The organism is Kitasatospora sp. NPDC040550, from assembly GCF_055594965.1.
Genome location: NZ_JBVIWC010000006.1, coordinates 234204 through 247847, shown reverse-complemented (window position 1 = coordinate 247847; position 13644 = coordinate 234204). Strand labels below are relative to the sequence as shown.

Annotated in this window: 4 protein-coding genes and 1 pseudogene; 2 read left to right on the top strand and 3 right to left on the bottom strand. The window is 76.6% G+C overall.

All coding sequences use genetic code 11. The annotated features are described in order from the left end of the window. Positions 1-12: 12 nt before the first annotated feature. Positions 13-6564, bottom strand: a complete 6552-nt coding sequence (locus ACZ58X_RS12125; protein ID WP_470333569.1) for a thioester reductase domain-containing protein — start codon at positions 6562-6564, stop codon at positions 13-15. Between the two features lie 338 nt (positions 6565-6902). After that, positions 6903-9488, bottom strand: a pseudogene (locus tag ACZ58X_RS12120) (type I polyketide synthase); the annotation flags it as partial. A gap of 250 nt (positions 9489-9738) precedes the next feature. On the opposite strand from ACZ58X_RS12120, the gene ACZ58X_RS12115 reads away from it, so the two are divergent. Both ACZ58X_RS12115 and ACZ58X_RS12110 read left to right on the top strand, forming a co-directional pair. After that, positions 9739-10869, top strand: coding sequence for an acyltransferase family protein (locus ACZ58X_RS12115; protein ID WP_470333568.1), 1131 nt, complete (start codon positions 9739-9741; stop codon positions 10867-10869). Continuing rightward, entirely contained in the window at positions 10866-11753 is an 888-nt protein-coding gene (locus ACZ58X_RS12110) for an NAD(P)-dependent oxidoreductase (protein ID WP_470333567.1), read from the top strand. Before ACZ58X_RS12115 ends, ACZ58X_RS12110 begins: the two co-directional genes overlap by 4 nt. Before the next feature lie 90 nt (positions 11754-11843). Here the strand turns inward: ACZ58X_RS12110 and ACZ58X_RS12105 are convergent, their stop codons facing one another. Beyond that, complete coding sequence (locus tag ACZ58X_RS12105; protein WP_470333566.1) at positions 11844-13508, bottom strand: HAL/PAL/TAL family ammonia-lyase; 1665 nt, start codon at positions 13506-13508, stop codon at positions 11844-11846. Positions 13509-13644: the final 136 nt, after the last annotated feature.

Here is a 13644-nt window from a genome sequence, read left to right as displayed (position 1 = left end):
GGCGGGGCGCGGTCAGGCGGTGGGCGCGGGCGGACCGGCGGCGTCGGGGTCCCGAGCAGGCGACTCCGGAGCGGGCGAAGGCGCGGGCGACGGTGCGGCCGATGGTGCGGGTGAAGGCGCGGGTGAAGGCGCGGGCGGCAGCCAGCCGGTGCGGACGAAGAAGTCCACGTACCGGCGGAACAGCGGCAGGTCGATCGGCGGGCAGGCGATCCCGGTCCCGGCCAGCGCCGCCTCGGCGGCGGACACGTCCATCAGCGGGTGCACGGCCCGGTGGCCGGCGATCCGCTCGAACGGGTCGAGCAGCGGGGTGAGCGCGTTGCCCGGGTCGGCGCGCACCGTCCGGCACCACCGCGCGAGCTCCACCTCGGGCAGCGAGTAGCCCAACTCCCTCAGGTAGCCGGTCATTTCGCCGTACCCCTCGGTGCTGGTGTTCTGCAGGTGGAAGGTCCGGCCGGCGTTCCCACGCTGCCCGGCCAGGGTGGTGACGGCCGCGCTGATGTAGTCGACGGGGGCCAGGTGGACGGCGCCCGCGCCCGCGAGCCCGGCCGGGACGGCCCCGGACTGGACCAGGCCCTTGAGGCTGAGCCAGAAGAAGTCCCTGGTCTGGCAGGCCCCGTGGACCTGGTCGCCGCAGACCACGTCGACCCGGTAGACCGTCACCGGGAGCCCGCGCTCCCGGGCGATCCCGACCACCTGCTCGGCCACCCACTTGCTCTGGGCGTAGCCGTTGGCCAGCGCCTGCGGCGGGCCGGTCGGGGCGGACACGGCGCGCGGGCCGGGCTCCGCGCCCTCCTCCGCGAACACGGCGGTGGAGGAGACGTGGTGCACCGGCACGGTGCGGTGCCGGGCGGCCAGCCGCAGCACCTCCCGGGTGCCGTCCACGTTGGCGGCCCGGAGTTCGCCGTACGGGCGCAGCCAGTTGACGGCGGCCCCGGCGTGGTGGACCACGTCGACGATCCGGGCGAGCCGGTCGAACTCCAGCTCGGTCAGGCCGAGTCGGGGTTGGGCGAGGTCGCCGACCACGACCGCGAGGCGGTCCGGTTCGATCTCGTCCCACACCCGGTACCAGCTCAGGCGTTCGCGCAGCCGTTCGGCGGCCGCGGCCGGGTCGGCGGCGCGCACCAGGCAGTGTACGGTCGCCTTGGTGGAGCGCATCAGGTCGCGCAGCAGGAAGGCGCCGAGGAAGCCGGTCGCGCCGGTGAGCAGGATCTCCTGGGGCTCGACGGCGTCCGGGACGAGATCGGCGGCCGGGCGGACGTCCTCGTCCAGGCGGACGTCGGCGGCGAACTCCCCGGCCGGGTCGGGCCCGCCGCCCGAGTCCCCGCCGTCCGAGTCCCCGTCGCCCGAATCCCCGCCGCCCGAATCCCCGTAGGCCTGATCCGCACCGGACGGATCCGCGCCGAACTGGTCACGGGCCCCGGTCCGCGTGCCGGTCCCGGCGGGTGCCTGCGGCGCGGCGAGCACCGCCAGCAGGTGGTCCGCCAGCGCGGCCGGTGTCGGGTGGGCGAACACCGCCCCGGGCGCGAGCCGCAGACCGGTCAGCGCGTCCAGCCGGTTGCGCAGCTGCACGGCGGCGAGCGAGTCGAAGCCCAGCGCGGGGAAGGCGTCCTCGGCGCCGACGGCGGCCGCGTCGGGGTGGCCGAGCACCCGGCCGGCCTCCCGACGGACCAGCTCGACGGCCTCCGCGCGGGCCCGCTCCGGTGACAGCGCGCCGATCGTCCGGGCGAACGGCTCCGCCGCGTCCTCCGCCGTCCCGGCGCGGGGCCGGGGCGGCAGCGGTGCGAGGCCGGTGAACACCGTGGGGAGCTCGGCGGGGTGACGCCGCATCGCGGCCAGGTCCAGCGGTGCGGCGAGGACGGCGGCCCGCGGCCCGGTCAGGGCCGCGTCCAGCAGCGCCGGGCCGTCGGCCGCGGTGACCGGACGCAGCCCGCTGCGGGCGATCCGCCGCAGGTCGGCCTCGCCGAGGTGCCCGGCCATGCCGCCCTCGTCCTGCCACAGGCCCCAGGCAACGGAGGTCGCGGGCAGTCCGAGGGCGGCCCGGTGCTCGGCGAGCGCGTCCAGGAAGGTGTTGGCGGCGGCGTAGTTGGCCTGGCCCGGCCCGCCGACGATCCCGGCGACGGAGGAGAACAGTACGAAGGCGGACGGCCGGTGCGGGAGGGTCAGCTCGTGCAGGTGCCAGGCCGCGTCGACCTTGGGGCGCAGCACCGCCGCGAGCCGTTCGGGGCTCAGGGTGGCCAGCAGGCCGTCGTCCAGGACGCCGGCCGCGTGCACGACGGCGGTCAGCGGCCGGTCGGCGGGGACGGCGGCCAGCAGGTCCGCGAGCGCGGTCCGGTCGGCGACGTCGCAGGCCGCGACGGTGGCCCGCGCGCCGAGGGCGGCCAGTTCGGCGACCAGCGCGGCCGCTCCGGGGGCCGCCGGCCCGCGCCGGCCGGTGAGCAGCAGCTCGGTCACGCCGTGCCGGCGCACCAGGTGGCGGGCGAACACGGCGCCGAGGGCGCCGGTGCCGCCGGTGAGCAGCACGGTGCCGTCGGTGGGCCAGGGCGGGGCGGGGGTCGCGGAGCCGCCGTCGGGCCGCCCGGCCCGGGCCAGGCGCGGGACCAGCACCCGCCCGGCGCGGATCGCCGCCTGGGGTTCGCCGGTGGCGAGCAGCGCGGGGAGGGCGGCGGTGGAGGCCGGGTCCTCGTCCAGGTCGACCAGGACGATCCGGTCCGGGGCCTCGGACTGGGCCGAGCGCAGCAGGCCCCAGACGGTGGCGGCCGCCGGGTCGGTCACCCCGGCCACGGCGCCCCGGGTCGCCACCACCAGCGGTACGCCGGTGGCGCGCGGGTCGGCCAGCCAGCGCTGGGCCAGCTCCAGGGCTCGGGCGGCCAGTTCGTGGGCCCGGGCCGGGACGTCGGGACGGGCTCCGGGCAGCAGCGGGGCGAGCACCGCGTCGTGGCCGCCGATCGCGCCGAGCACGTCCTCGACCCGCGCGATCCGGTGGGCCCGGTCCGGCAGCGGTCCGGCGCCGTCCGTGAGCACCGCCCAGCGCACTCGCGGCGGCGAGGACGGCAGGGTCAGCGGCGTCCAGTCGAGGTGGAACAGCCCGTCCCGGGCGCGGCCGCGCCGCGCCTCGGCCGTCCGGTCGGGCCCTTCGGCGGGCCGCAGGCGGACGGCCTCGGCGGAGGCGACCGGCCGCCCGGCGGGGTCGGTCAGGCGCAGTGCCGCGCCGTCCGGCCCGGGGGTGATCCGGGCCCGGAGCCGGGTGGCGCCCGCCGCGTGGAGCCGGACGGCGCGCCACTCGGCGGCGGTTCCGGGGCCGGCGCAGCGGGTGACCGCGTCCCACAGCTGCGGGTGCAGTCCCCAGCCGTCCGCCGTCGTGCCGTCCGGGAGCGCCAGTTCGGCGAGCAGCTCGCCGTCCAGCCGCCACAGCGCCGTCACGCCGTCGACGTCCGCCGTCACGGCCCGCGCGCCCAGCGGCGGCCAGGCCCCCTCGTCGGCGTCCGTCCGTACGCCGCCCCGGCCGAGCGCCCCCGAGGCCACCGGCGCCCAACCGCCGCTCTCGCCCGCCCGGGTGTGCACGGTGAACGGCCGCCGGCCCCGGCCGTCTGCCGGTGCGAGCACCAACTGCGCCTCCAGCGTGCCGCGTTCGGGCGGCGCCGGCAGGCATCCGACCGTCAGCTCGGCCAGCACCGCGCACCCGGCCTCCTCGCCCGCCCGGAGCGCCAGCTCCACCAGCTCGGCCGGAGAGCGTCCGGGCAGCCGCCCGTGGAAGGCCAGCTCCGCGCGCCCGGCCAGCTCGGTGACGCCGGTCAGCAGCGGGTGTCCGAGCGCCCGCCCGGCGGTTCCCCGGCCCGTGGCGCGCGGGGGCGTCAGCCAGTACCGCTCCCGCTCGAACGGGTACGTCGGCAACGCGACCGCCGCCGTCCGTCCGGGCGGGCCGAGGACGGCGCGCCGGTCGAGCGGCACCCCGGCCGTCCACAGCGCGGCCAGCGCGCCGACCAGCCCGGCCACCTCCCCGGTGCCCGACCGTACGCCGGGCACCGCCGTGACCTGCCGGTCGTCGCCGTCGAGGCAGGCGGCGACCAGCGGCGACAGCACCGCGTCCGGGCCGACCTCCAGCGCGGTGCCCACGCCCTGGGCGGCCAGGGTGCGGACGGCGTCGAGGAAGCGCACCGGCCGGCGCAGGTTCGCGGTCCAGTGGTCCGGGGAGCGCAGCTCCGCCGCGGTGGCGAGGCGCCCGGTGACCGTGGAGACCAACGGCAGCGTCGGCGCGGCCAGCCGGACACCCGCCACGGCGCGCCGGAACTCGGCGAGCAGCGGGTCCAGTTCGGCCGAGTGCACGGCCCGGCTGATCGTCAGGCGGCGCGCCCGGCGGCCGCGCTGCCCGATCTCGGCGACGACGGCGCCCACCGCCTCGGCGGCGCCGGAGACCACCACCGAGGCGGGGCCGTTGACCGCCGCCAGCGACACTCGTCCGCCGTATCCCGCCAGCAGGTCGACCGCCTCGGCCTCGGAGGCCTCCAGGGCCACCACCGCCGCGTCGGCGGGCAGCGCCTCGACCAGCCGGCCCCGGACGGCCAGGACGGTCGCCGCGTCCGGCAGCGACAGCACTCCGGCGACGTGGGCGGCAGCGAGTTCGCCGACCGAGTGCCCGGCCACCACGTCGGGCCGCACCCCGAAGGACTCCAGCAGCCGGAACAGCGCCACCTCGAAGGCGAACACCGCCGCCTGCGCGTAGCCGAAGCGCTCCAGCTCTCCCCCGCCGGACAGGACCGCGGCCAGCGGCACCCCCAGGTGCGGGTCCAGTTCGGCGCAGGCTTCGTCGAAGGCCGTCGCGAAGGCCGGGAACGCCCGGTACAGCTCGCGCCCCTGCCCCGGGCGCTGGGACCCGTGCCCGGGGAACAGGAAGGCGAGCCTGCCGGGCCGTACGGGCTCTGCGGGCGCTTCGTCGGCGAGTGCCCGCAGACGGCTCGTCAGCTCCTCCCGGTCGGCGCCCACCACGGCGGCCCGGTACGTGAGCGCGGCCCTCCCGGCCAGGGCGGCGGCGATCTCGTGGGGCGCGGCGTCGGGGTGCCGCTGCGCGTGCGCCAGCAGCCGGGCGGCCTGGACGCGCAGCGCGGTGGGCGTGGCGGCGGAGAGCAGCCAGGGCACGGCGGGGAGCCCGCCGGAGTCCGGCTCGAACTCGTCCAGGGGAGCCTGTTCGAGCAGCAGGTGGGCGTTGGTCCCGCTCACCCCGAAGGCCGAGACGCCGGCCCGGCGCGGGGCGTCGGCCTGCGGCCAGGGGCGCTGCTCGGTGAGCAGCTCGACCCCGCCCGCCCGCCAGTCGACCAGCGGCGTCGGCGCGTCCACGTGGAGCGTGGCGGGCAGTACGCCGTGGCGCAGCGCCTGCACCGTCTTGATCACCCCGCCGATCCCGGCGGCGGCCGTGGCGTGCCCGAGGTTGGACTTGACCGAGCCGAGCAGCAGCGGTCGTCCGGCCGGGCGGTCCGCGCCGTAGACGGCTTGCAGGGCCTGCGCCTCGATCGGGTCGCCGAGCCGGGTGCCGGTGCCGTGGCCCTCGACGGCGTCGACCTCGGCCGGGGTGAGTCCGGCGTCGGCCAGGGCCCGGCGGATCACCCGCTCCTGGGCGGCGCCGTTGGGTGCGGTCAGCCCGTTGGAGGCGCCGTCCTGATTGACGGCCGAGCCGCGCAGGAGCGCCAGCACCCGGTGTCCGTGCCGGCGGGCGTCGGCGAGCCGTTCCAGCAGGACCAGCCCGGCGCCCTCGGCCCAGCCGGTGCCGTCCGCCGCGGCGGCGAAGGCCTTGCAGCGGCCGTCCGGCGCCAGGCCGCGCTGGCGGGCGAAGTCGACGAAACCGAGCGGCGAGGCGAGTACCGTCACACCGCCCGCCAGGGCGAGCGAGGACTCGCCGCCGCGCAGCGAGCGGGCGGCCAGGTGCAGCGCCACCAGGGAGGAGGAGCAGGCGGTGTCCACGGTGACGGCCGGGCCCTGGAAGCCGAAGGTGTACGCGATGCGGCCGGAGACCACGCTGCCCAGCCGCCCGGTCAGCAGGTAGCCCTCGTACTCGGCCGGGGTGTCCGGGCCGAGGTAGGACTGTTCGGTGGCGCCGGCGAACACCCCGACGTCGGTGCCGCGCAGCGCCGTCGGGTCGATGCCCGCGTGCTCGAACAGTTCCCAGGCGGTCTCCAGCAGCAGCCGCTGCTGCGGGTCCATCGCGGTGGCCTCCCGCGGGGAGATGCCGAAGAACCCGGCGTCGAAGCGGGTGGCGGTGTCCAGGAAGCCGCCTTCACGGGCGTAGCTGGTGCCGGGTGTCTCGGGGTCGGGGTCGTAGAGGGCGTCGAGGTCCCAGCCCCGGTCGGTGGGGAAGGGGGTGACGGCGTCGCGGCCGTCCAGCACCAGCCGCCAGAGGTCCTCGGGCGAGCCGACGCCGCCGGGGTAGCGGCAGGCCATGCCGACGATCGCGATCGGGTCGTCCGGTGCCGAATCGCCCTGGGCGGACTCGAGTTCAGCGATCCTCCGGCGCGCGTCGTGCAGGTCGGCGGTGACCCACCGCAGGTAGTCGACGAGCTTCTCCTCGTCCGGCATGCTGGGCTTCCTCTCTCGGCGGGCGTACGGCCGGGCGGGCGTGCGCTGAGACGGGCGTGCCGTCAGGTACGGGCCCGGCCGAGCTCGTGGTCGATGAGGTCGAACAGCTCGTCCTTGGTGGCGGTTTCGAGCCGTCCGAAGCGGCCGAGGAGTTCCCGCAGGCGTTCGGTGACCGCGAGCAGCTCCGGGCCGCCGGCCGGCAGCCGCCCCAACGCGGCTTCCAGCCGGTCGACTTCGGCGAGCGCGTCCGGCCGGTCCGCGGCTGACAGGCGGTCGAGCAGGAGGTCGGCGACGGCCTCCGGGGTGGGGTGGTTGAACAGCACGGTGACCGGCAGCTCGATCCCGGCGAGGGCGGCCAGCCGATTGCGCAGCTGGACGGCGGTGAGCGAGTCGAAGCCGAACTCGCGGAAGGGACGGGACACTTCGACGGCCGCCGGGTCGGCGATCCGGAGCACGGCGGCCGCCTCGGCGCGCACCACGTCGAGCAGGTGGGCGCGCCGCTCCCCGGCGGGGAGGTCGGCCAGGCTCCGGGCGAGCGTTCCCTCACCCTCCGACCGGACGGACGGCGAGGCGGGTGGGGCCCCGGCGGGCGCGGGTCCGGTCGGCTCCAGCCAGTAGCGCTCGCGCTGGAACGGGTACGTCGGCAGGTCGACGTGTCGGGTGCCGGTCCCGGCGAAGAAGGCGGACCAGTCGACGGCGGCCCCGGCCGTGTGGAGCCGGGCCAGCTCCCGGACGACGGCGTACGGCGCCTGCTCGCCGGGAGCGATCTCCAGGCTCAGCACCAGCCCCTCCGGCAGCAATCCGCCCTCGGCCAGGATGCGTTCGGCCCAGGCCTCCGGGTCCGTCCACCGCTCCGCCGGCTCCTCATGACCGCTCGCGGCCGACACCAGGGTGACGGTCGGCGCCGCGAAGGCCGACTCCGCCAGCTCCCGCCGGAACTCCGCCCGGGCCGCCGACCCACCGCCCTTCCGGAGCAGCCGCTCGCGGGCCGCGAGCAGGACCACCGCGTCGGGCACCGAGAGCACCCCGGCGAGGTGCGCGGCCACCACCTCGCCACGGCCCCGGCCGACCAGCGCCGCCGGGCTCAACCCCCAAGCCGCGTACAGACGGTGGAGCGCCACCCGCGCGGCGAAGCCGGCCGGCACTCCGGGAACCTCGGCCAGTTCCTGGTACGCCGCGGCGAACACCGGGAAAGCGGACCGGAGTTGGCTCACCGCCTCGGGTGAGGGCCCGTCCCCGTCCGGGCACAGCACGACCGGGCGGACCTCCCCGCCCACCCGCTGGACCTCGTCCGCCGCGACCGATCCCGCCAACTCGCCCAGTTCTTCGCGGAGTTCGGCGGCCGTACCGCCGACCACCGCCGCCCGGTACGGCAGCGCCGCCCGGGTGGTGGCCAGCGCCCGGGCGACGTCCCGGAAGTCCGGGGCCCCCGGGCCGCCGACCAGCGCCAGCAGGTCGCGCGCCCGTTCCGCCAACGCCCGGGCGGACCGGGCCGAGAGCACCCACGGCACCACCGGCAGGACCACCGACGCCTCCCCGGCCTCCTCGGGCGGCGCCTCCTCCAGGATCACGTGCGCGTTCGTCCCGCCCAGGCCGAAGGAGGAGACCGCCGCCCGGCGCGGCCGGTCGCCCCGGGGCCAGTCGCGGGCCTCGGTGAGCAGGGCGACCGCGCCCGACTCCCAGTCCACGTGCGGCGAGGGCTGTTCGGCGTGCAGCGTGGCGGGCAGCCGGCCGCGCCGCAGCGCCTCCACCGTCTTGATCACCCCACCCACCCCGGCGGCCGCCTGGGCGTGGCCGAGGTTGGACTTGAGCGAGCCCAGCCACAGCGGCCGCTCCGCCGACCGCTGTCCGTAGGTGCGCAGCAGCGCCCGGGCCTCGATCGGGTCGCCGAGCGCCGTCCCGGTGCCGTGGGCCTCGACCGCGTCGACCTCCTCGGCGGTGAGCCGGGCGTCGGCGAGGGCGGCGCGGATCACCCGTTCCTGGGCGGGGCCGTTGGGCGCGGTCAGCCCGTTGGAGGCGCCGTCCTGGTTGACGGCCGAGCCGCGGACCACGGCGAGCACCCGTCGGCCGTCCCGGCGGGCGTCGGACAGCCGGGCGAGCACCAGCAGTCCGGCGCCCTCGCCCCAGCCGACGCCGTCGGCGGCCGCCGCGAAGGCCTTGCACCGGCCGTCCGGGGCGAGGGCGCGCTGGCGTGAGAAGCCGAGGAAGGCCGCGGGGGTGGACATCACCGTCACGCCGCCCGCCAGGGCGAGGTCGCACTCGCCGCGGCGCAGCGCCGTGCAGGCCAGGTGGAGGGCGACCAGGGAGGAGGAGCAGGCGGTGTCGACGCTGACGGCGGGGCCCTCCAGGCCGAAGGCGTAGGCGAGTCGGCCGGAGAGGATGCCGGGGGCGCTGCCGCTGAACAGGTAGCCCTCGAAGTCCTCCCGGGGCAGCTGCGGCCGGCTGCCGTAGTCGTTGTACATCACCCCGGCGTACACGCCGGTGCGGCTGCCGCGGAGGGCCTCGGGCGGGATTCCGGCGCGTTCGCAGGCCTCCCAGGCGATTTCCAGCAGGATGCGCTGCTGGGGGTCGGTGCCGAGGGCCTCCCTGGGGGACATGCCGAAGAATTCGGCGTCGAACCGATCGGCGTCGTACAGGAATCCGCCCTGTTCGACGTAGCTGGTGCCGATGACGTCGGGGTCGGGGTGGAACAGGGAGTCGAGCGGCCAGCCCCTGTTCGACGGGAATCCGGAGACCGCGTCGACCCGGTCGGCAACCAACTGCCAGAGCTTTTCCGGGGAATCGGCGCCGCCGGGGTAGCGGCAGGCCGCGCCGAGCACCGCGATCGGCTCCGACTGCCGCTCCTCCAGGGCGCGCAGGCGTTCCCGGGTGTCGACGGCGTCGGCGACCACGCGCTTCAAGTACTGGCGCAGGGTGTCATTGTCGGCCACGTGGGTCTCCGGTCCTGGGCGGGCGGGCAGGGCGGCGCGACGTCGGACGATCGCGCACGCACCTTAGCCGGGGCACCTGATCTCTATCAGATCTGACCCGCCGTCAACATTTTCACCAGGAAAGTATGCAGAGCATGCAATCGGCCCGGCTTCTCCGACGATTCGTCAAAAGCAAACCACGTCGGCGAGTTCGGATACGATCACCGGGCCTTCCCCCACCCGCTCCGAGATCTCGGGAACGCTCTTGGCACTCGGCAGGTCGTCCCGGCTGCCCTCGCTCTCCGGTCTGCGCTTCATCGCGGCCGCGGCCGTCGTCGCCCAGCACGTCAGCCTGATCTGGACCCACGGGCACGGGGAGAGCGCCACCCTGCTCCGACTCGGGTTCGCCGCGGTGACGTTCTTCTTCCTGCTCAGCGGCTTCCTGCTGACCTGGTCCTGGCGGCCCGGGCAACCGGTCCGGGAGTTCTGGCTCCGCCGGGTGGCCCGGATCCTGCCGACCCACCTGGTGACCCTGCTGATCGGGGTCCTGCTGCTGGCCGCCGCCGGGCGGGCCGTGCCGCTGTGGGCCTGGCTGCCGAACGCGCTGCTCGTCCAGACCTGGTCCCCCGGCTTCGACCTGCTGGACCCCGGGGTGAACGGGGTGTCCTGGTCGCTCTGCTGCGACCTGCTGTTCTACCTGCTGTTCCCGGTCATCGCCCGGCGGGCGGCCACGATCCGCTCCGAGCGCCTCTGGGCCTGGGCGGCGGCGGCCGTCGCGGCCGCCGTACTCATCCCGGTGCTGCTCACCGCGGCACGGCCGGGAAGCGGCGGACCGCCCTTCGGACTCGGCGTGACGCTGCGCCAGATCTGGCTCTGCTACACCTTCCCCCCGGCGCGGCTGCCGGAGTTCCTGCTCGGCGTGGTACTGGCCCGGCTGGTCCGGGAGGGCCGGCTCGACGGCGTCCGGACCTGGCACGGCGCCGTCGCCTTCACCCTGCTCTACCCGCTCGACCAGCTCTCCCCGCTGCTGTTCGGCGTCGCCGCGATCACCGCCCTGCCGCTGGCCGCGCTGATCGTGGGCGCCGCCAACGCCGACCGGCTGGGACGACCGTCCCGGCTCGCCCACCCGATGGCCGAGCGCCTCGGCGCCCTCTCGCTGACGCTGTACCTCTCCCACTACCTGGTGATCGAGTACGGCGACGCGCTGCTCGACCCGGACGGCACCGCCGACGGACTCCGGCCGCCGCTGTACACGGCCCTCCTGGTGGCCGGGTCCCTGGCCGCGGCCTGGCTGCTGCACGCCCTCGTCGAGGAACCGATGGTGCGCGCCCTGAACGAACCCCGCCGCCGCACCGCGATCGTCCCCCTGCCGGACCACCCGAAGGAGACCTCGTGACGACCGACCGCCACCCCGCCCCCGTCGCCGTACTCGGCCTCGGCCTGATGGGCACGGCCCTCGCCGACGCCTTCCTGGCCGCCGGACACCGCACCACCGTCTGGAACCGCACGCCCGCCCGCGCCGACGGCCCGGCCGCCCGGGGCGCCCAGCGCGCCGCCACGCCCGCCGAGGCGGTGGCCGCCGCGCCACTGGTCGTGCTCTGCCTCGGCGACCACCGCGCCGTGGCCGAGGTTCTCGCAGCCGCCGGGGACGCCCTGGCCGGCCGGGTCCTGGTCGACGTCACCTCCGGCACCTCCGCCGACGCCGCCGCCGTCGCCGAGGCGGCGGCCCGGTACGGCGCCCGGAGCCTCGACGGCGCCCTGCTGGCCACCCCCGACACCATCGGCCTCCCCGGGACCACCGTGCTCTACAGCGGCCCCGAGGCCGCCTTCCGCGCCCACGAGGCGACCCTGACCGCGCTCGGCGGCTGCCCCGTCCACCTCGGCGACGGCCCCGGACTCGCCTCGCTGCACGACGTCGCCCTGCTGGCCGTCCTGTGGTCGGGCCTCAACGGCTTCCTGCACGCGGCCGCCCTGCTGCGCACCGCCGGGATCGGCGCGACGGACTTCGCGCCGAGCGCCGAGCTGCTGTTCGCGGGCATGGGCGCCTTCCTGGCCCGGTACGCCCGCCAGGTCGACGAGGGCGACTACCCGGCCGAGGACTCGGCACTGCGCACCCACCTGGCGGCGGCCGGCCACCTGCTGGACGAGAGCGAGCGGCGCGGCCTCAACCCGGCCCTGCCCCGGCACCTGACGGCCGTACTGGAGGCGGTCACCGCGCGCGGGCACGCCGACGACAGTTACGCCGCCGTCGTGGAGCACTTCGCCGAGCCCACCGAGTAGCAGGGGCGTGCGGGCCCGGCATGTGCGGGCCCGGCGTGTGCGGGCCCGGCATGTGCGGGCCCGGCCCCCGCGGGCCCTCAGGGGCCGGGCTCAGGCCCCGGCCGCCGCCTCCCGTAGCCGTCCGGCGCCGATCAGTTCCGCCACCAGCGCGATGTCCCGCTCCATCCCGCGGTCCCCGTCCAGCACCGGCGACACGGCGCGCACTGCCGCGTGCACGGCCGCGGTCGGCCCGCTGAGCCGCTCGGGGCCGCGCAGGTCGGCGGCCTGGCAGAGCGCCAGCAGGTGGATCGCGGCCACCTCGCGCACCAGCTCGACGACCGTCCGGGCGTCCCGGGCGGCGATGGTGCCCATGCTGACCTTGTCCTGGTTGTGGGCCTCGGTGGAGCGGGAGAACGAGGTCGCCGGCATGGTCAGCTTGAGCGCCTCGGCGACCAGCGAGGAGGCCGCCAGTTGCAGGGACTTGAAGCCGTGGTGCAGGCCGGCGTCCCAACTGTCGTCCGGGAAGCGCGGGATGAGGTTCGCGGTGAGGCCGTTGTTGTACTTCTCGTCCACCACCAGCTGCAACTGCCGTTCCAGCAGGTCGCCCACGCTCGCGACGGCGGTCTTGAGCGAGTCCATCGCCTGGCCGATGTGGCCGCCGTAGAAGTTGCCGCCGTTGACGACCACGCCCGTGTCGGTGTCGAACAGCGGGTTGTCGTTGGAGGAGTTGATCTCCACGTGGGTCCAGTCGGCGGCGAACGCGAGGGTGTCCCGCAGCACGCCGTTGACGTGCGGGGCGCAGCGGATCGAGTACCGGTCCTGGACGGCCTCGGCGAGCCGGCGGTAGCCCGTCCCGTCGGGCATCCGCTCGGCCGGGCCGCCCTCCTGGTCGCCCGCGTACGGGCCGTCGCCGAGCCGGCCGAGCAGCCGGCGCACCGTCCGGGCGGAGTCGGCGGTGCCCGGGTGCGGCTTGTGGTCGAAGACGAACGGGTCGAAGTGGCGCGGGTTGCCGTTCAGGACCTGGGAGGCGAGCGCCGTGCACAGGTCGGCGGCGAAGGCCAGTTCGGTCGCGTCGCGCAGGGCCAGGACGGCGAAGCCGGCCATGAAGGAGGTGCCGTTGACCAGTGCCAGCCCCTCCTTGGAGGCGAGCACCACCGGCTCCAGGCCCTCCTCGGCGAGCGCCTCGGCGGCGGGCCGGGCCTCGCCCCGGTGCAGCACCGTGCCGTGGCCGGTGAGCATCGCCCCGAGGTAGCTGAGCGGGACGAGGTCGCCGCTGGCGCCCACCGAGCCGCGCTCCGGCACCACCGGGAGGATGTCCTGCTCCAGGCAGTCCAGCAGCAGTTGGACGACCTCGGGGCGGATGCCGGAGTTGCCGCGCGCCAGGCAGTTCGCCCGGGCGATCACCGTCGCCCGCACCACCTCGGGCGAAGCCGCCGGGCCCAGGCCGCAGTTGAAGCCGCGGATCAGGTTGGCCTGGAGCGCCTCGACCTTGCGCGGCGAGATCTGCCGGGTGTTGCTGTCGCCGAAGCCGGAGGTGACACCGTACACCCGCTGCCCGGAGTCGACGATCGCGTTCTTGAGGTCCACCGAGCGCTTCATCCGGTGCACCGCACCGTCCGACAGCGCCACCCGCCACCCCTGCGGGCGACGGGCGGCCGCGGCGGTCTCCTTGACGGTGAGCGAGCGGCCGTCGAGCAGCAGGTCCGCTCTGGGGGCACGGGACGTGGCCGGACGGTCCTGGACCCACTGCGTACGCTGCGTGCTGTCGGACGACAACTCAACTCTCCTGTCTGCGGGCGACCCGGGGCACCCGCCACGGCCGGAAACGGGACGGGGTGGGGTGGGCCGGGGTGGAACGGGGGTTCGACGGCGGGCCCGCGCGCTGCGGCCGACCGGACCGTCGACTCCCCCC

What these genes read in the sequence shown, in the direction of transcription:
- ACZ58X_RS12125 (WP_470333569.1), bottom strand. Translation starts at nt 6,564, where the DNA reads ATGCCGGACGAGGAGAAGCTCGTCGACTACCTGCGGTGGGTCACCGCC.